Raw genomic sequence first — 18,487 nt, forward strand, 5'->3', positions numbered from 1 at the left:
CGGTCAACTCGCGAAGAACAGGCCCGCGTGCAGCCCGAAACGTAGATATTCATCGAGCCGCAGCCTGAGATTGGCCTCGCGCTGCGGCTGGAATAATGCGTTGAGCACGCCGATCTCGCTGTCATTGTCGCCGCCGGCGCGGATCGCGAGGCTGGTGGCGCGGCGCAGCTGCCCGTAGCCGGGATCGCCATAGCGAAGCGAGGTGAACAGCGGCAGCGCCGTGGGCGCCGTGTCATTCGGCACGCAATGGAAGCGCCGCGGCGTGATCGAACCCGCGGGCACGTAACAGAAGCGGACGCAACCTTCCTGGCGACGCTGGACCAAGAGCGGCGCGATCCACTTTTCCGCGGGCTTTGGACCAAGCTCTGCGAAGAAGATGGTGTTGGAGGCGAGCTTCAACAGTTTCGTGTGAACCTTGCCGATGACGGTGCATTGGGCGACCGTCAGTTCGGCGCCGGGGCCGCCTGCGGCATCGGCGGCAAAGGCGACGTTCCCCGGCGCGCCGGCATCGATGATGCAGTCGGTCAGCGCCACCTCGGCATCAGTGACGGCGTGGATCGGGCCGACGATGCAGCGCTCCAATGTCACTTTGGCGAAGGGATGCTCGATGATCAGGCTCGGCTCGCCCGGCGAGGTCGGACTGCCGTCCCCATTCAGGGTAAGTCCGGGCACCAGCGTGCAATCGCGCAGCAGCAGCTCCCGCGGCTCGACATCGGCAAAAGCCGCCAGCCGCAACGCGCCGCCCGATATCACGAGCCCGTCGAGCGTGAGGCGACCACGCGCGCCGATGTCGAGCGTGATCTCGCCGCCCGCCGCCAGCAGCGGGCGGGTCTGGTCATGCGCGGCGACCACCACATGGTGCGGCGTGGCGTCGCCGGTCACGTCGTCGACCACAAAGGTCGGCGTCTCCTGGTAGGTCAGGCTGTCGCCGATGATGAGGCGGCCACCGGTCCTGATCAGGTTGAGCTTGGCCTGCCACGCGCCTCCGGCATCGACGGTCTGCTCGTTGCCGATATCGCCCGCGGCGGGCACGCGCGGATACTCGCCGCCGCCGATCTGCCGCGCAGTGCCGTAGTGGAATGTCGCAAGCAGCGGTCCGTCGGCGGGATTGCCGAGCAGCACACGGCCACGCTCGGGATCGAAGCCGATCGTGCCCGCCGTCACCTGCGCCTCATGGGCCCAGCCGATGACATTGCCGCCGCCATCGAGAATGTCGCGGAGATCGCAGACCCGCACCTTGGCCGTCGGCACCGGGATGGGCGGGGTGCCCGGCGTGAAAAACACCAGGCTCTCGCCGTCGCCATAATCGTCCTCGCGCTGTGCGTCCGGCTGTGCGGTTGCCTGTGCGGCGCGCACCGCCATTGCCATCAGCCGCACCGACAGCGGCTCCGGCGCGTTGACCGGCTCGGCGAGATGGGAGATGTCGGACTCGGCCTGCGCGAATCGAAACAGCCGCATGTCCGCGCCGAGCGGGTTGAGACGGAATTTCCGGCCGGTCGCGTCGCCGGCGTCAGGCGTCAGCGGCACCGCCGTGAGCGACAGCGACAACAGCCGCCACAGGAAGATGCCGATGTTGGGAATGTTGTAGCGGCCGGCGCCCGTTCCCGGCCGCCGCATCTCGGCGGTGTGCGCGATGCTGTTGAAGGCGCCGTCGCGCCGGAACAGCGCCGCAGTGTCGCGCAGATTGCAGGTCGCGGGCGCATGCAGGCGGATGTGCTTCATGTATTGCGTGGTGGCGAGCTGTTCGAAAAATTCGACCGCATGTGCCGGCCAGCCGGTGACGTCCTGCGCGAGCTCCTCCAGCATCAGCGCGGTGCCCTTGCGGCGGCGGAAGGCGATGGTGTCGGCGACTTCGGCACGCGGCGAGGTCAGCTCGGTGCCGAGCCCGCGCAGCGGCCGGTAGCCGATGAGATCGCCGATATAGGGCGTCACCCACTCGGCGCAGGTTTCGATGAACTGGTCGTCGTAGAGCTGGTCGATTGACTCTTCCAGCGTGGCGAACTCGCGCGCAAATGCCGCCAATAGAGCCTGGAGCGGACCGGCCTTTGCGGGATCGCCCGCAAGCGCGGCGTCGCGCAACCGGTGCAGCGTCGGCAGCAGGCTGTAGAGCCGTTCGGGGGTGAGGCTGTTCATGCCATCTCCTCCAGGAGGTCGAACGGCGCCGGGTTCAATGTCAGCAGTTCGCTCGGTCTCGCCACGCCCTGGTCGACGTGCATCCGCGAGGCGAGCAGCCGGACCTGGCGCGAGAGAATGGTCTGCGCGAGGGGCGCCGTGCCGCCATAGAGCTGGACGAGGTCGACAGCGATGACGCCGGGCACCGATTGTGCCGCCGCGATCACGTCGGATTGCTGCACCGGCTGGCCGAGCTCACGCGCGTCGAAGGTGAAGTGCGCGCGCAGCGCCGCCTCGACGGCGGTGAGCACGGCCTTGGCGTCGAAATCGGGATCGCGCTTGACCTTCAATCCGATCCGGAAGGTGCTGGCTTGGTAGGGCAGCAGCATGACGGCGACATGCGGATCGCCGCCGGCCTTCAGCGCAGCGAGCAAATTGGTCCATACCGAGCTTGTCGAATTGACGGGAGCGCCGGGTGGCCCCGCGATCGTGATGGCGATGGTCTTTCCGCGCGGCAGTTGCAACACCTGCGCCTGCGCCTTGGCAATGCCGGTGAAGGCGCGGGCAAAATCCTCATAGTCAAGGACGGACACGACGCGGCCGAGCGTGCGGGCGCCGAGCGGCATGCTCCGACGCGCAGCGTCCGCCGGCTCCGGATCGTTGCCGCCTTCGGCCGCGAACGGGTTGCTGACGCCCTTGAGCCCGAGCGGACGCGACAGCAGTTGGCTCAGCGTCTCGGCGCGGACATTGCCGGCGACCCCGATGCCCTTGCGGTAGGTGGCGCGGACGTTGTTGAGCCCGCTCGGCAGCCGCGCACCGCTGGCGCCGTCGCCGAACTTCACGAGATTGCGCGCTTGCTCGTCAATATCGAGCGCAAAGACGCGATCGGTCGCGGCTGTGCCGAACAGCGTCGCGCGCTCGTGCCATGCGATCTGGCCGACCCGCAACGTCAATTCGCTCGCGGCACCGCTCTCATTGGCGGCGGCGCGATAGGTCAGCGGCACCTGTTTCAGCTCGAATTGCTGGAACGGCTGGGCCGCATCGCCCGAGCCGAGGATCTGAGTCACCGTCTCGCCATGCGAGGCCGGCACCACATTGCCATGAACGACGACGCTGCCGCGGTCGAGGCTGCCGGCGAGCGGCGGATCGATCTGAAGCATGCAGCGGCCGGCATCGACAGCCTGGGCGGATACGAGGTTAGCCTGCACGACGACGGCCTGGCCGTCGGAGACGCGATTGCCACGTACGATCAGCCGTCGCCCTGCAATGAGGCCATCGGCACTGACGGGCGCCGGGATGCTGTTGCCGGTCGCGGCATCATCGACGGCGTAGGGCGCAAGCGCGAGCTGCTCGGACTGCACGAAGGCCGTGATGCGACGAACTTGGTCCTGATAGCGGTCGTAATGGGAGCCACGCAATTGCAGCCGGGTGACCTTGCCGGCCAGCGCGAACTCCGCGCGCGACGTCTCGTCCGCATCGGCGATCTGGTAGACGTCGAGATGCGGGCCGAGATCGAGGATGACATCCGACTTGCCGAAGGCCTTGATGATGACCTGGATGGAGCCCCTGGCTGCCATCGAAAGCACGACGTAACCACCGGCGCGGACCTCGGAATAGACCGTATCGAGATCAATGAAACCGCCGCCCTGGGCCGAGCCCATCGGCGAGATCGTGTAGTCGGGCCACTCCGGCGCGCCACTCCCGCTCGGATAGTTATTGCGAAAGTCCGTCGACATCGACTTCCACATCGGCGCGTTGTGGCCGAAGGGTGCTGCCCGCTTGCGCAGCGCATAGACCTTCGAGTTCTGGGCGGCCGTGACCCCGGAAAGACCGGCTTGCCAGGTGATTTTGGTGCGATCGAAATCCGATTGCAGCTCGACACTGTCGATGAAGCGGAAATCGCAGTTGCTGTCATTCGTACCGGGATTGAAAGCATCGCCGACGATCAGCAGCGCATCGCCCGGCTTCAGATTGTTGCGCTGGCCGGCGAGGTACATGACCGTGTCGCCTTTGTCCGGTCGGCGTGTCTCCGCCAGCCACGGTCGGATCGCATTCCAGGCCGGCCGTGCGGCGTCCAGTCGCTCGACCGTTTCGAAGGTCTGCGGCTTCTCGTCCGGCCCCGGTACGCTCTGCACTTTCGTGCCGATCTCGATCGACACTTGAGCGGGCACGCCGGTGACGAAGCTGCCCGGCTCGGGCGACAGTTTTGGCGGCGGCGCGGGCGGCGTTTCCAACGTGAAGGCAAGCCATGTCTCGGCGGCGACGCCGGGCCGCAGGCGGTAGCCGATCAGCCGGCCCATCTCCTGGAGCGAGACGCGCTCCAGCGCAGTGCGGAGATAGGATTCGTTGGCGATGCGCTCCTGGTAGAAGGTGAGCACGTCGGCAGCGCAGGCGAACGCATCGATCAGGCCGATGGTGAAATCGTCATCGGCGCGGCTTTGCAGCTTGCCGAGCGGTGCGAACGCGGCAGAGGACAGCGCAGCGTGCAGGCTCTCGCGGAACTGGGCGTAGTCGCCGACGCGATAGGCGATGGCGGAGAGGCCGTAGCGGTTCGAGATGCCTTGCGGCGTCTCGGCTTCGACACCGGCGCAGCAGCCGCAGCTCTCGCTGCCGGCAGGCAGGGCATGAGGCTTGATGGTTGGGATCGGTAGCGTCATTTGCCGCCTCCCGCCTCGATGATGAGCCGGCCGCGCTCGCGGAAACTCGGATTATTGGCGAGCTGCGCGATCTCGAGGCTTCCGATCGGGATCACCTCGTCATCCAGCGAGGTCGCGAGCGGCGAGATCAGCCGCTGGAATTTTTCCGCCTGAACCGCCTCGACACCCTCGACCGCTTGTGCGGCTGCGATGATGCGGCTGAGATAGACGGGATCGCCGAAGGTGAAATTGTCGGGATGGAACAGGCCGAGCGTGCCGTCGGGCAGCACCGCGCTCGACAACACCACCCGCACGGCCTGCGCGACTTCGGCGCGGAAATAGTCCGGCTTGACGCAGACATGCAGCGTGACGTCCAGCGGCACATAGCGCGGCGGCCGTACGTCGAGGTCGTAGCCGGCCATCCTGAACCGCTCGAGATGGTTGCGCAGTTGCGTAGCGAAGGGCGCGTCGACTACGCCGCCGCCGAAGCGGTCGGGCGTCACGAACACGGTGTGCCAGCTTCCGGTCCAGCGGAACGTTGCGGCCGCGCGCTGCACGTCGGCACGTCGTTCACTGGCGGCGGCGTAATCGGCCGCCGTCACCGCGCGCTCCTGGGTACGGAACGCCTGTGGGGCATCGCGGCGGGCGGCTTCGATGTCCTCGGGCTCGACGCCGCCGGATGCGGGAAGCGGATTGCGTACGGCCGCGAACACGCCGTCCGTGGTGTTGACGATGTGGGCGATGGCTTCGGCGCCGACATTTCCGGATGTGCCGTTGCCGATCCGGTAGGTCGCCGTGAATGCGGTGTCTTCGGCCGGGCGCTTGCCGAGCAGGCCGTCACCGAACCGCAGCAAGGCCTCGCCGTGGTTGTCGATCGCGACCACGACATGCGGCGCGTTGCCGGCGCTGTTGATGAGGTCGCGTCGCGGCAGCCAGTGCTCGGTGATGCCGGCGACTTGTCCCGTGAGATCGACGATGGCAGGCGTGGCGTCGCGCGGCGACAAGAGCGAAAATGCGCTGGCCGCCCACCACGGCTTGTCGTTGCTGACGGGAACGGCGAGCAGCGCGCCGAGATCGAAGGATTGCGTCAACGGGCTGTTTGCCAGCACCGGGCGGAAGCGCGGCGGCAGCATGACGTCCGGGGACGAGGTGCAGCAATTGCCCGGCGCGCGCGATGCCTGCTTCAAGCTGGCGCGCGGCATCACGCCGAGCTGTTCGGGCGATAGCGTGCGGCCGTGATCGACGAGCACGATATTGCCGCGCGCAACACTGATCGCGAGCTCGGGGCGGTCCTCCACCGTCAGGCAAAGCGGGAAAGGCAGCGCGTCGGCCTCGCTCCAGGCGAGCTCGGTGACGTCGACCGGGCCGTCGACCGGAGGCTCGTCGAACAGCCCGCCGGACGGATCGCTCGTAAGCGTCCTCTCGGTCAGCCGCACCGCGCAGCGATGGCCAGGATCGGCATCGGCGGCAGACAACGTCGTTGGGCTGATCACCTCCTCGAAGATCAGGATGCCGCCGATGGCGAGCGTATCAATGTGGCCGCGCAGCGTCGCGCGCGTGGTGCCACGCGGCAGGCAGCATCCGTTGTTGCCCCAGGCATAGAACGCGAGGCTGTTCTGTTGCTGGTCCAACTCGGCGGGTGCGACCGTTTCGAACACCTCGGCGCCGCCTTCGATCGCATCGCTGAGCGCGCGCGAGCCCGGCGTCAGCGCCGCGCCGAGGCCCGGCACACGGGTCAGCAGTTGCGTGCCCTTCGGCAGCGCGATTTTCTGCCCATTCACGTCGAAATGCACGAAGGCGCGGGCGTTGCAGCCCTCGTGCAAATGATAGTCGACCAGCCTCGCATGGCGCCGCACCGAGATGCGCTGCCGCGCGGTGGCGAGATAGGCTTCGTTGGCGACCGCATCCTGACGATAGGCGAGGTTGTCGGCGGCATAGGCGAGCAGCTCGACCAGGGTCACGCCGAGATCCGCCGCCGAACGCTCCTGCCAGCCGGGCACGAGCAGGCTCAGCCTGTCAAGCATCAGCCGGCGAAAACCCTGATAGTCGCGCGCGAGATAGTCGATCTCCGGCCTCAAGCGCGGCACGGGCGGGCACGGCGCGGTGTCTGCGCAGTCATAGTCCGAGGGACATTCGACCTTGAAGGTGAAGTCGATCGCCGACAGCTTCGGATCGAACCCGGCCGGCGGCAGGGCCGAGCCGGAATTGGCGAAGATGCCGAAATTGTAGATCGAATAATCTCCGCTGCTGTCGGTCCGGACGACCAGCGTGCGGGCGAGATCGTCGACGGTGTCGACCAGGCCCGGCTCGGCCTCGGCCGGCAGCGCGTCGGCCGGCGCACACCAGACCACGCCAACGGTCGCGATCCGCTCGCCGCCGGTGATGCGCAGATTGTCCGGCGAGAGCGTGAAGCCGGAATGCAGCAGCCGCACCAGCAGGGTCTGTTGCCGCGGCGCGCCGGGCGGAGAAGCGAGGTCGAGCACCTCGATGAATGCGATGGCGTTGGCGCTGCCCTTGGCCTCGAGCACTTCGAGCCGGCGCGGATCGCAGCAATGTTGCTTCATGCCGCGCCCCCCGGAACCGCAAAGCTCGCGACGTGGCTGGTGCGGTCGGCAAGCACGACGTAGCGGATCTCGACCCGCAGCACCGCATCGTCATTGATCACCTCGACCGAGGTGACGGCGATCAGATGCGACAGGTGCTGATGCAGCGCGGCCTGGGCCAGCATCTGCGTGGTCGCGGCGAGCGTCACCGAATTGGGCTCGAACACCAGCGCCAGGAGTCCCGCGCCGAAATCCGGCCGCATCACCCGCTCGCCCTGCATCGTGAACAGCACCTGCTCGATCAGGTCGCGGATGTGATCGGGACGGCCGGTCGTGGCCGTGCGGCCCTGGTCGTCGAAATGATAGGGGAAATCGAGTTCGCTGCTCACGCCGTCCTCCCCTCAGGTTGCCAGCACGCGCGTCTGCGCCACGACGGGCAGCATCGGGGTGCCCGTCGGCGTGCAGACGGATTGCCCGATCATGGTCGCGGCCGGTGCGCCGCCGATCATCACCCGTGCGGCGCCCACTACCATCTGCGCCGTGACGCAAGGCGGCGCCGAGCCGGTGAGCGAGCAGGCCGCGATCGCATAGGGGCTGGTGAGATTGACCGCGGGCTGGCCCGACAGCATCACGCGCGGGAACGGCGCGATCGGCGTCGCCTGTCCGGCATGGCTGCACAATACCGTGGCGCCGAGATGCAAGACGGGAGCGGGCATGTGCGTCTCCTAGATCACGGTGAGCGCGCCGAGATTCACGTCGACGGTCGGTCCGGTCATGGTGATGACCGCGCCTTTGCCGTTGGAAATGGTGATACCGACGTCGCTGACCGAGATCATCGCGCCCGTCGTGGTCTGCATCAGGATGCCGCCGGTCGGGCCCGGCACGTCGCTGATGGTGAGACCGTTCTTCAAGGGGGTTTGCAGGGTGATGCCGGGGACGCCGGGTGGCACTGCGTGCGCCAGTACCGGCACCTCCGCGGCACTGCCCCAGTAGCACCCGACCCAGATCGGATAGTCGGGGTCGCCGCGCTCGAACTCGATCCAGACCCCGGCGCCGATGATCGGCACCGTGAAGAAGCCGGCATTGATGCCTGCGGTCGGCACGCAAGGCATCGCCCAGCTCGTCGGTATCACGGCGCCGACGTCGGGCACCATCACCTGGATCCGGCCGATCTGAAGCGGATCGATATTGTTGATCACCACCGCGCGATACTTTCCGAAAAGTGGCGCATCGCTCATGTCGGCACCTGCGGAACGGTCGAGATCAGCGCGTTGCGTGCGAGCGAGAATGATTGCTTGTAGGAGCCGCGCTCGATCTCGTGGGTGACGTTCTTGACGTAATAGAGCCCGTCGAACGGGAGGCCTGCGCCGCGCACGCCAACCAGTTGCCGCGACTTCAGAACGCGGCCATATCTGGCGACGTCGAGCTTGCCGCTCCCGAACACGCTGTCGCTGTGCTGGCTGGCGTAAGCGAGCCCCGCCATCAGCGCCTGCGGCGCGGACAAATGCGCGGTGTTGGAGAGCTTCTCGATCTTCGGCGGCAGCGGCGGCACCACGCCGAGCGGCGGGCTCATCGGCGTGATGTCGGGGATCGGCACCGGGATCGGCGCCTTGCTGTTGGCCTCCTGGAAGAACACGATCGGCATGACCTTGCGTTCCTTGTCGAAGTTGAACGAGATTTCCTCGACATTGGTGAGCGCGTCCATGTTGGTGGTGAGTGCCGGCTGCGGCGCGCCAAAGCGGATTTCCGGTCCCCAATAGGCCTTGGAGGCACCGGGCGCGGGACCGGCTTCGAGATAGAAGACGTAGCCGGCTTCACCCGCGAGCTTCTTGACGTAGGCGTAGTCGCTGCCCTTCTGCTGCGGGATCTGCTGGACCGGGATCGGCGGGATATCGAGCACGCTCGGGATCACCATCGGGATCACGCCGAGTGCTGCATATTTGGCAAGGATGGCCAGCACGCGCACCGAGGGCGGCATCGCCGGGAAGGGCAGGCCCGGCAGCTCGATGATGTCCATCAGCGCCGACATGTCCTTGCCCTTGATCACCAGCTTGCCGACGCCGCCGCTGCCCGGCTGTGTCTCGACATTGGTGACCATGCCGTCGATGACGGACTCGGCCATGCCGTTGATGGTGACGATCAGCACCACGCGCAGCAGCGGCGGCAGCGCGCCGCCGCCGGCAAGCAGGAAGATGGTGCGCAGCGGCGAGCGCACCGGCAGGTCGAAAGTCAGCTCGAATCCGCTCTGCGCATCGCCCGATCCGATCTCGATCTTGGCATGGGTCAGCGTCTCCAGCACCTCGCGCGGCGCCGGCACCGGCGCCGGGCCGATCTGGAGCGAGAGCTGGACGCCACCCTGCATCATCGGGAATCGTCTCCCTAAAGCCCGTTCGGGCGCGGGATCTGCACGCGCTCACCGGGCGTGTCGGTGAGTTCGAGCGGATCGGTCACGAAATTGGCGTCGGCGATCCGCCAATACAGTTCGGGGTCGCCAAGCGTTGCGGAGGCGAGCGTGTCGGGCCGGGCGCCGGCATTGACGATGTGTTCGCCGGCGATGCCGATGTCGCGCCCCTGGGGGATGAAGCGGCGCAGCACATAGGCGACACCGGGATCGTCGGCGCTGCGCTTGAGCCGTCCGATCGCGGTGCCGTGATAGCGGCTGTTCGGCGGAAAACTATTGTCCGGAAACGCGCCGGCATCGATCAACATCTGGACGGGATCCGAGGACATCATGTGCTCCGTCAGGGCAGGCTGGAAAGACCAAGCGAGGCCAGTGAGGCGCTCCCGGTCAGGCCGGCGAGCGTCTCGCGATTGCGCAGGTAATTGAGGAAGATGGTGCCGCCACGATGCGAGAAGCCGAGATCGTCGGTGCTCATCACATGCAGCCCGAGCGAGACCTTTGCGCGGATCGGATTGAGCGCGGGATCGAACGCTTCCTCGACGATGGAGAACTCGGCGACGCGCACCGGCGCGACCCGGTTCTTGCTCCAGACGAACAGAGTGAGCGGCGCCTCCGGCGGCAGGATCTCGAGCGTGCCGCCATCGGCCTGGCTTGCGATGCCGAGCAGATCGTCGACGCTCGGATTGACGAGCGCCTCGAGCACCGCGAGCTGCGGCGCGATGCCGAAGGCGACCGCATTGGCGTGCGCGTCGGGATCGGCGAGCTGGTCGGTAGCGTCGATCTCGGCGTCGAGCTTGATGGTCTCGATCGCGGGCCCTTTCAGCCGGAACGGTTGCGCCCGCCCGCCGGCCGAGCCGTCGCCGCCGGTGCCCTGCACCTGGTAGCTGCGGCTCAGCGTGTCCGGATTGTACTGGAGCGCGATCTGCCGTCGCACCGTGCCGCCGCCCGGCGCCAGCACCACGAGGCCGCCCTTGATCAGTTTTGGGGACGAGGTGAGGCCGGTCATGGCAGGCGATCCCCCGATGGGCCGCGCGACGGTGGCAGCCGTTTCATCTGAAGGTCGAGCCGCAAGTCGCGCTGATAGCGTTCAAGACTGCCCGGTGCGAACGCGGCAATCCGGAGCGTCGTATCGACGGCGCGGTTGACGTAGAGCGTCAGGCCCCGCTGCGCGTACACGTATTCATTGGCTTCGACCTCGAACGTCCCCTGGAACGAATTGAGCCTTGTCTCCGGCTCGCCGAGTGCGTCGAGCAACGACGGCAGCGGCTCGACGAGGACGACGTCGGTCGCATCGATCAGCACCACCGTGCCGTCGTTTGCCCATACCCGCGCGCCTCGCGCGAAGCCTGCGGCCGCGGCGTTGAACCAGTCGGTCCGGTGCCTGGCGCTGCCGAGCGCGCCCTGTCCATGCCAGGAGCGGTCGAGATCGAACACGGCTGCGACGTCGTCGAGGGAGGTCGGGTGCGCGAGGCCTGCGAACGAACGCAGGTCGCGGCCGGCGAGCAGCCGCAGCGGTGACAGAGCGAGATCCGACGGGCGCGCGGCTTGCATCGCTCAGCCTCCGATCTTCTTGACGTCGCCCTGGAAATAGGCGGCGTAGAGGTTGCGGATGCCGACGACGTTGACGAGCTTCACCGCCTCCGCATACGAGGAATAGCGTCGGCGTGATGCCGGCTGCACGGTGATCGGTTTGAGCTTTGCATATGCGGGGCCCTCAACCGCCTCGCGCAGCTTGGGATCGTTGACCCGCGGTGCGACATTCTCCCAGGCGATCTCGTCGAAGAGCGAATCGACGCCTTCGATCAGCGTATTGTTTTCGTTGGAGCCGTCGCCGAAAGTATTGGCGAAATTGTCGTATTCCGTGGTCCGCAGCGTGTGGATATATTCGTGGATCAGCGTCTGGAACATGTCCCACAGGAAATCGCGATCTTTGTCCGAGTCGGCCTTCTTGAAGATCTGGATGTTGATGTCGCCGAGATTGGCGGAGGCATCCCAGCCGCGGTCGATTTCGTTCAGCTTGTCGACCTGCGCGGCCGTGCTGGTGAAGTCGTCGGCGATCTGGTCGAGGATGATCGCCTCGTCGCCCACGGGATTGTTGCTGGCATCGAAATGCGGTGAGGCATTGAGCTTGCGATTGATGGCGCGCACGCGGTCGTTGGCCTGAAAGAAATACCGCATCAGCGCCTTCGCCTTGTCGCGCTTCTCGGTGCTGTCCATGCCCGCGAGCTCGGCCTCGGTCTCGGCGAACAGGTCGTGGATGTTGCCGCGCGCGCCGAGCGTATCGGCTTTCAGCTCGGGATGCTTCGACTGGTCGTAGTACTCGCCGAACACCTTGTCGGTTTCGTCCTTGCTGGCCTTGCCGATCCGCTCGAACTCCGCAAGCTGGTGCACCTTGTTCGGATCGCCGTGCTCCGCGGTCCCCTTGTCCTTGACCATTTCATCCCAGTAGTCCTGGATCATGCCGGGCATCAGCAGGCGCAAGGCGTCGTCGTACTTCTTCTTGCCCGCCGGGGAGTTGTCGAATGGCAGCGGGCTGCTGGGGTCGGGCCTCAGCGCCACCGCGATGTCTGCCTTCTTCGCGGCATCGGGTTCGACCGTCGTCGACAGATCGCCGGCGCTGGTGATCAGCGTGACGTCGCGGAACACGCCCTGAAGCATGACGTCGTATTTGTCGAGGATCCTTTCCGTCGCGTCAGCCTGCTGTTTGAGCGTTGCTTTCTTCGCCGGATCGCTTTCGTCCTCGGCCTGGTCGCTGAGGAGGTCGAACCGGCGGGCGATGTCGGCGCGCTCGCGGCCGAGTTCCTCCGTGGCCTTCGCCCGCTCGGCCGGCGCGAGCGCGAACACCTCCGCGGCGATGGTGGCGACCTCGTCGTGGCCCGCTGCCGTCGCAATCCGGATCTTGATGGCCATGGCATCGTAGGCGAAGGTCGGCGCGCCCTTGCCCGGTTCGCCCAGCGGCTCGACGTCGCCCTTGGCGAGCGCGTCGCGTCCGCCGCGAAAGCGGGTTGCGAAGAAGCGCTTCAACCTCTTGTACTCGGCGCCGTCGATGTCGGATTCGAGCTCGGTGACGCTGAGTTTGCCTGAACCGAACATGATCCTCAGTGCGGCGATATCGCTCAGCTCGAGCAGGTCGAGGATCGCGTTCTCGTCGTCATCAAGTGTGGGGCCGTCCTGCATCTCCAGGATCAACAGCGCCTTTTGGACTGGATCGAGCTTGAACTCGGCCTGGCCGGCTTTCCACCGACGGACGATCGCACGCGCCTTGTTGTCGCTGTCGAAGCTGCCTTCGATCGCGGCGGACTTGGTGATCTTTTCGAGATAGGCGAGCAGCTCCTTGTCGCCGAAATTGCCCTCGGCGCCGAAGAACACGGCGATCGATTCGTACCAGGCGAGCCGCTGCACCGCCGCCGGCGACACGGTCGCGCCGCGCTGCTGCACGACATGGGCGAGCTCGTGCGCCAGAATGTGCCGGCCACGTGGGCTTTGCGGATTGTATGCGCCGTCGCCGAACACGATGTGGGCGCCCGCGGTGTAGGCGGTTGCGCGGATCGCACGGGCCGAGGCTGCGGCCTGCGCGTCGGTGTGGATCCGCACATGGCTGAAGTCGGACCGGAATTGGCGTTCCATCGTCTCGCGTGTCGGAGCGCCGAGTGGCGAGCCTGCCGATCCGACCACCGCGGATACCGCGCCCGGCGCGGCCTGTCCCGTCGTGCCAGCAGAGCGTGGAAGCGGCGACAGCACCGGGGCCGGGCCAGCCGGCTGCGATGGCCGCAGGGCGTTCTCGGCCGCGTGCTCGGCTTCGCTCTCGAAGCGGTCGCGGGCCGGACGAAGCTCGAGCGAAGGCGCATGGGCCGGCGAGGATTGCTTCGGCACTGCCTTTGGTGCGGCATGCACGGTCATAGCTTGCCTCGCGGAGCGCCGGCGCCGGATGTCGTGGTCAATCGTGCCGCGATCCGATCGGCGACGGCGCGCGGCGCCTCGGCATGGACGGCGCTCGCCTCGTTGGCGGACCCCGTGAGCCGCTGTTGCAAGGCCTGTCCGATTGCGTCGGCAAGTCCCGCAGCTTCGGAGTGTCGCGACGCATCGACGACGAGACGTCCAATCCGGATATCGATAGCGGCGTGTTTCATGGCCCGACTCCCGGCCAAGGCCGCTCGAGCTTGGAGAACTCGGCACGCACCGCGGCATTGATCGCGTCCTGCTCGATCCGTCCGCCGCCGGCGGCGGCCAGGAAGGCGGCGTTAAGCGCGATGGCGCGGATGTTGCCGCCGGTCAGTTGCAGTCTGGCGAGGCCTGCGAAATCCACCTCGCCGAGCGGTGCATCGGAGGGGAACTGCATGCGCCACAATGTTTCGCGCGCGGCAGCGTCAGGGTAGGGGAACTGGACCACGTAGCGGATGCGGCGCAGGAAGGCGCGGTCGAGCGCGCTCTTCATGTTGGTGGTGAGGATCACGAGCCCGCGATAGGTCTCGATCCGCTGCAAGAGGTAGGCGATCTCGATATTAGCGAAGCGGTCATGGCTATCGCGCACCTCGCTGCGCTTGCCGAACAGCGCATCGGCCTCGTCGAACAGCAGGATGGCGCCGCTGGTCTCCGCGGCCTCGAACAGCCGGCTCAGATTCTTCTCGGTCTCGCCGATATATTTGCTGACCACGCTGGCAAGATCGATGCGGTAGAGATCAAGTGCGGCCGCGCTCGCGATCGCTTCGGCCGCGTAGGTCTTGCCGGTGCCGGATTCGCCGGCGAACAGCGCGGCGGTTCCGAGCCCGCGGCCGTTATGCGCGGCAAAGCCCCAGTCGCCATGGACGCGCGGCCGGTGCTGCAATTCATTCGCGATGGCGCGGAGCTGCGCGGTTACCACCGGGGGCGCGACCAGGTCGTCGAAGCCAACGCGGCTGTCGATCCGCTGCGCCAGCGTGTCAAGCCCGCCGCGCACCGCGGCGCGGCAGAGCCGCCATACCGCCGGCCCGAGCAGAGCGGGATCGGCCTGGGTCTCGGCGAGGGCTTCGGTGACCACGAGGCGCAGGTCGGCGGCGGGGACGTCGAACTGCCGCAGCGCCGGGCGCAGCGCGGCTGCGAGCGCGGCGGCCTGCTCGCGCGTAAGCCCGCGCAAGGCTGCGACCTGCCGCGCGGCGGCCGGGGCATCGGCGACCTGGAGCCGCAGCATGCGGCGCTGCCGCAGTCGCGACAAGCGGGCCGGCTCCGGCGCGTTGAGCACGATCGCGGGTCCCATCAGATGGGCGAGCAGCGTCATCGCATGCGCCTCGGCATCCGCCGCCTCGATCGGGCGGTCGAGCTCGAGCGCGATGATGGCATCCGAGAGCGCGGCCTCGCGGTCGAGCAGACGGGCGATCTCGGCGAGCTCGCGCGGATCGTGCGGCAGGTCGCGGGCGTGCAACCACAGGCCGTTCGCACCGAGGCAGGCGAGCGCGGCGCGCGCGAGGTCGCGCTGCGGCTCGATCTCGCCGCGAGCGTGACCCAGGGTGGCCAGGGCGGCCGCGCCCGTGCCGAGCGCGTGCGCGATCGTGTTCGCCTGTGGTGTATCGGGCTCGATGGATCCGACCGGCTCGCAGCGAACGAGCCCGATCAGGCGGGCATCCATCGCGGGGACGCCGGTCAGGTAGTGCAGCACGCGCTCGTCGATCTGGATCGGGCGGCGCGGCGGCGCCTCGCGGCCCTCGCATGCGATCAGGCGCCAGCGCCGCAACGGCCGGAGCGGCGAGAGCGCATCCCAATGTGGTTCGCTCAGCATCTGCATGGCGAAATTGAACGTCGGCTGCGTGCTCGCGATGGCTTCGGGCGCTTGCGCCATCGCCACGCCGACGAGGCGACGCAGCGCACTGTCGAGCTCGACGCCGGCCGCGAGCAGCACGACGTCGCGCTCGAACGCCGACAGGCCGAACAGCTTGGTCAGCGCCTCGAGCGCGGGCTCGAAATCATCGGCGCATTCCGGCGGAGGCGGCTCGGCGTTGGCCGATGTATCGCGCAACTGCCGTGCGAGGCGCCCGCGCAGCGCAGCGAACTGCGCCGCCAGCCAATGCTGGTTGCGGCTGGCCCAATCGAGCACGGGCTGCGCTTGCGGTCTGTCGTGCATGTTCATGGCGGCACGCTCAGGGTTTGCGAGGCATCGAAAGCGGGCGCATCGCCGCTGAGATCGAGCAGGAGGCTGTCGACGCCGTCGATGCGCAACCGCGCCGGATAGGCCCCGGCGGGAAGCGTCGCGGGGAAGTCGAACACCAGCGGATCGGTGGCCGCGCTGCGCGGTTTGGCGGTGGCTTCCGCCGTGCCGAGGACGAGGCTCGCGCGCTGCCGCGGCTGCACCTGCGGCCGCGAGAATAGGGTGGCCGTGACGCGCAGCGGCGCAGTCTTGCGCAGCACGGTCGCTGCGGGCAGCGAAAGTCCGGCATCGGCTACAATGACCAGTGCTGGGGCGATGACCAGGGCCACCGCGTTGGTCTCGCGCTCATTGGCTTCGCCGGCCGGCAGCAGGCGCAGCGTGAGGCTCCATTGCCCCGGCGCGAGCGCTGCCTGCGCGGCAGCATCGTTCGGCAGCGTCACGGTGAGCTCGGTGCCGTCGTCGTTGGGTGCGCCCGGCACCAGTTCAAAAGGCGCCGGAAATAGCGGGTGCGCCAGCCGCACATGAAAATTGCTGCCGCTGAGGCGAATGCCGGAGAGCACCACGGGCTCGCCAAGCCGTGCGCCGGCCTGCTTGTTCTGCGGCGTCGCCGCAAACAGCGTCGGCAGCGGAGGCAACGTGTCGGGATTGACGACGACGCCGCGGTCGCGCTTGGTCGCGGGATCGATGATCCCGCGCGACAGCACCGGCAGCGGCGAGACTGCGGGCTTCGTGGCTTCGATCAGCACCACCGACACCACATAGGCGGCCGTCGGCCGGTAATGCGACTGGATGGCCGCCCATAGTCGTGACATCTCCTCCGGCCCCATCACAGCCGGCGTGATCTTGATCAACTCGGCCTGATCGGCAAGGTCGGCGGCAGCGAGCGCCTGGAACGCTGGCGGCAGCATCGCGACGTCGAGCGGATTGGGATTGAGCGCGCGCTGCACCGCGGCGCGATCGAGCACCGGGCGCTCGTGCAACAGATGCATCCCATAGCCGAGCAGGATTTCGGCCTGGCAGTCGACCCGCGCGTAGGCCGTCAGCAGATAGTGCAGGTCGAGTGCGAGCGGTGCGTTGGTCAGTCGCTCGCCGCTGGTCGAGGACCGCGACGGCAGGGAGCGGTTGCGCCAGCCCGGGTTCGGCGTCACCTGATGCAGGAACAGATTGAGCCGCGGCTGCTCTTCAGGGCTGGCGAGGTCGATCGTGTCGGGCGCAACCGCACTGACATTGACGGTGCCGCCGACCGCGGGCCCGGCCTCGATCAGCCCGTTGTCGAGCAGGTTGCGCAGCACTGCGCTGACCGCGCCGATCGCGAGCGGCGAACTCATGCGCGGCCTCCGGGTCCAGGGCGGCGCAGATAGTCGGATAGCGACACCGACGGCTTTGATGCGGGCTTAACGGCGCGTGCCGTGCGTGGGGGCTCCGGCGAGCGGATGTCGATGCGGTCGATCGTCACCTTGATCACCGGCGGTGTCTCGCGCCGGCGCTGCGCCTGGCCGGCGAGCACGGTCTGGCCGAGCGGAAGCGCCGGCGGTGTTGCAGCTTCGTTTCGGGGGCGGGGCGTGTCGCGCAAGACCGTGTCACGCGGCTGTGTGCCGCGCGGCGGATCGCGCGGGTCGGCAGGCAGAGGGGCATCGACAGGCGATCTCGACGGCGCGTCGGTCGATTGAAGCGGCGGCGCGGCAGCTGCGACCTTGGCCTCGAGACGCAACGGTGCGCCTTCGTTGTCCGGCTCCATTTGTCTGCGCTGCGGCGCCTGCACGCCAGTGGCAGGATCGTCTGCGCCGGTGATGTTCGGCAATGCCGCCGGCGAGGATGCCGGTGTCTGCCTTTCATCCCGTGTCGTCTCGTGCATCGGAGCATCGTCATTCCGGGGCGGGGCGGCAAAACGCGGCGGCAGGGCAACGCGTGCCGCGCCGGGAATCGGTTCGCAGCGGCCGATGCGTGCAAGATTTTGCAGGAGGCCCGTCATGACGCGCCCGCAAGTTGCAGGTAGGCGGCGCGGCGGGTGTGCGGCAATGCCAGCACCTCGGCTTCGCTCCAGCCATATTCGCGCGCGAGCGCGTCGACTTCGAGCAGGGTACGCTCGGCCGCCGCCTGCACCTCGGCCCAGAGCGCCGGCGCGATGTCGATCACGGCCTGCCAGGCGTGGCCGCAATCGGGGCAGTCGAGCGCAAAACTGAGCACCGCTCCGGGATCGCAACGTTCGAGCTCGGCTTCGACCCTATGCAGGATGTCCTGCGCGGCCGGCGGCGCGTCACCGAGGCAGCGCGCGAGCAACAGTTTTGCCGCGGCGGCGGAATCGCAGGTCGCGGCGACGCTTGCAAGATCGGAAAGCGTCGGCAGCCGCAGCACCAGCTCCCGGCCCCCGTTCGTGATACGCGGCGGCACGGCGTCAGCCGGTGGAGCAAGTCCGTCCGCGAGCATTGCACTGTCCGCCGTGAACTCGCAGTCGGTGTGACAAATGGGGCAGGCGGCGCGCAGCCGCCACGGCGCGCCGAACAGTCGCGTGCGCAAGGCCAGCAGCGCGGCATTGCCTGTGCCGATCGAGTCCGTCGGCGCTGCGCCCGCCGCCGCGAACAAGGCATCGTCGCGCTGGCGCTGCGCGCGGCCGGCGGCCCGGTCCCACAGCGCCAGGATGTCCTGCTCGCGTTGTGCGGTGGCGGAGAGCATGGGC

16 protein-coding genes are annotated in these 18,487 nt (G+C 67.8%); all 16 read right to left on the reverse strand.

Translation table 11 applies throughout. The features are described from left to right. Nucleotides 1-3 precede the first annotated feature (3 nt). The 16 genes from ABIB99_RS25220 to ABIB99_RS25295 all read right to left on the reverse strand — a co-directional run bounded on the left by ABIB99_RS25220 (nt 4) and on the right by ABIB99_RS25295 (nt 18,483). On the reverse strand, nt 4-2,133 hold the full coding sequence (locus tag ABIB99_RS25220) for a hypothetical protein (protein ID WP_354177887.1): 2,130 nt from the start codon (nt 2,131-2,133) through the stop codon (nt 4-6). Beyond that, a complete protein-coding gene (locus tag ABIB99_RS25225) occupies nt 2,130-4,769 on the reverse strand; it encodes a putative baseplate assembly protein (protein ID WP_354177889.1) in 2,640 nt (879 codons plus the stop codon). Before ABIB99_RS25225 ends, ABIB99_RS25220 begins: the two co-directional genes overlap by 4 nt. Then, a complete protein-coding gene (locus ABIB99_RS25230; protein ID WP_354177891.1) occupies nt 4,766-7,312 on the reverse strand; it encodes a putative baseplate assembly protein in 2,547 nt (848 codons plus the stop codon). Before ABIB99_RS25230 ends, ABIB99_RS25225 begins: the two co-directional genes overlap by 4 nt. Continuing rightward, nucleotides 7,309-7,680 (reverse strand): GPW/gp25 family protein, encoded by a 372-nt coding sequence (locus ABIB99_RS25235; protein WP_063981950.1) that lies wholly within the window; start codon nt 7,678-7,680, stop codon nt 7,309-7,311. Before ABIB99_RS25235 ends, ABIB99_RS25230 begins: the two co-directional genes overlap by 4 nt. 12 nt (nt 7,681-7,692) lie before the next feature. Continuing rightward, a complete protein-coding gene (locus tag ABIB99_RS25240; protein ID WP_063981951.1) occupies nt 7,693-8,007 on the reverse strand; it encodes a hypothetical protein in 315 nt (104 codons plus the stop codon). A 9-nt stretch (nt 8,008-8,016) separates the two neighbouring features. Then, nucleotides 8,017-8,529, reverse strand: coding sequence for a phage baseplate assembly protein V (locus tag ABIB99_RS25245; protein ID WP_063981952.1), 513 nt, complete (start codon nt 8,527-8,529; stop codon nt 8,017-8,019). Continuing rightward, nucleotides 8,526-9,656 carry a hypothetical protein gene (locus ABIB99_RS25250; protein ID WP_063981953.1) on the reverse strand — a complete coding sequence of 377 codons (1,131 nt, stop codon included), beginning with the start codon at nt 9,654-9,656 and terminating at the stop codon, nt 8,526-8,528. Before ABIB99_RS25250 ends, ABIB99_RS25245 begins: the two co-directional genes overlap by 4 nt. A gap of 14 nt (nt 9,657-9,670) precedes the next feature. Then, nucleotides 9,671-10,021, reverse strand: coding sequence for a Base plate wedge protein 53 (locus ABIB99_RS25255; RefSeq protein WP_354177894.1), 351 nt, complete (start codon nt 10,019-10,021; stop codon nt 9,671-9,673). Between the two features lie 11 nt (nt 10,022-10,032). Beyond that, entirely contained in the window at nt 10,033-10,698 is a 666-nt protein-coding gene (locus ABIB99_RS25260) for a hypothetical protein (protein WP_063981954.1), read from the reverse strand. Beyond that, nucleotides 10,695-11,243 carry a hypothetical protein gene (locus ABIB99_RS25265; RefSeq protein WP_063981955.1) on the reverse strand — a complete coding sequence of 183 codons (549 nt, stop codon included), beginning with the start codon at nt 11,241-11,243 and terminating at the stop codon, nt 10,695-10,697. Before ABIB99_RS25265 ends, ABIB99_RS25260 begins: the two co-directional genes overlap by 4 nt. Nucleotides 11,244-11,246: 3 nt before the next feature. Then, nucleotides 11,247-13,592: an eCIS core domain-containing protein gene (locus ABIB99_RS25270; RefSeq protein ID WP_354177897.1), complete on the reverse strand. Its 2,346-nt coding sequence runs from the start codon at nt 13,590-13,592 to the stop codon at nt 11,247-11,249. Further along, a complete protein-coding gene (locus ABIB99_RS25275) occupies nt 13,589-13,822 on the reverse strand; it encodes a hypothetical protein (RefSeq protein WP_063981957.1) in 234 nt (77 codons plus the stop codon). The genes ABIB99_RS25270 and ABIB99_RS25275 overlap by 4 nt, the downstream gene beginning before the upstream one ends. Beyond that, nucleotides 13,819-15,792 (reverse strand): ATP-binding protein, encoded by a 1,974-nt coding sequence (locus tag ABIB99_RS25280; protein ID WP_354177899.1) that lies wholly within the window; start codon nt 15,790-15,792, stop codon nt 13,819-13,821. Before ABIB99_RS25280 ends, ABIB99_RS25275 begins: the two co-directional genes overlap by 4 nt. Next, on the reverse strand, nt 15,789-17,138 hold the full coding sequence (locus tag ABIB99_RS25285; RefSeq protein ID WP_354177901.1) for a Pvc16 family protein: 1,350 nt from the start codon (nt 17,136-17,138) through the stop codon (nt 15,789-15,791). Before ABIB99_RS25285 ends, ABIB99_RS25280 begins: the two co-directional genes overlap by 4 nt. After that, nucleotides 17,135-17,665 (reverse strand): KAR9 family protein, encoded by a 531-nt coding sequence (locus tag ABIB99_RS25290; RefSeq protein ID WP_187387983.1) that lies wholly within the window; start codon nt 17,663-17,665, stop codon nt 17,135-17,137. The genes ABIB99_RS25285 and ABIB99_RS25290 overlap by 4 nt, the downstream gene beginning before the upstream one ends. Nucleotides 17,666-17,778: 113 nt before the next feature. Beyond that, nucleotides 17,779-18,483 carry a hypothetical protein gene (locus ABIB99_RS25295; RefSeq protein WP_354177903.1) on the reverse strand — a complete coding sequence of 235 codons (705 nt, stop codon included), beginning with the start codon at nt 18,481-18,483 and terminating at the stop codon, nt 17,779-17,781. Nucleotides 18,484-18,487 lie beyond the last annotated feature (4 nt).

Source organism: Bradyrhizobium sp. LA6.1 (assembly GCF_040547805.1).
Classification (GTDB): domain Bacteria; phylum Pseudomonadota; class Alphaproteobacteria; order Rhizobiales; family Xanthobacteraceae; genus Bradyrhizobium; species Bradyrhizobium barranii.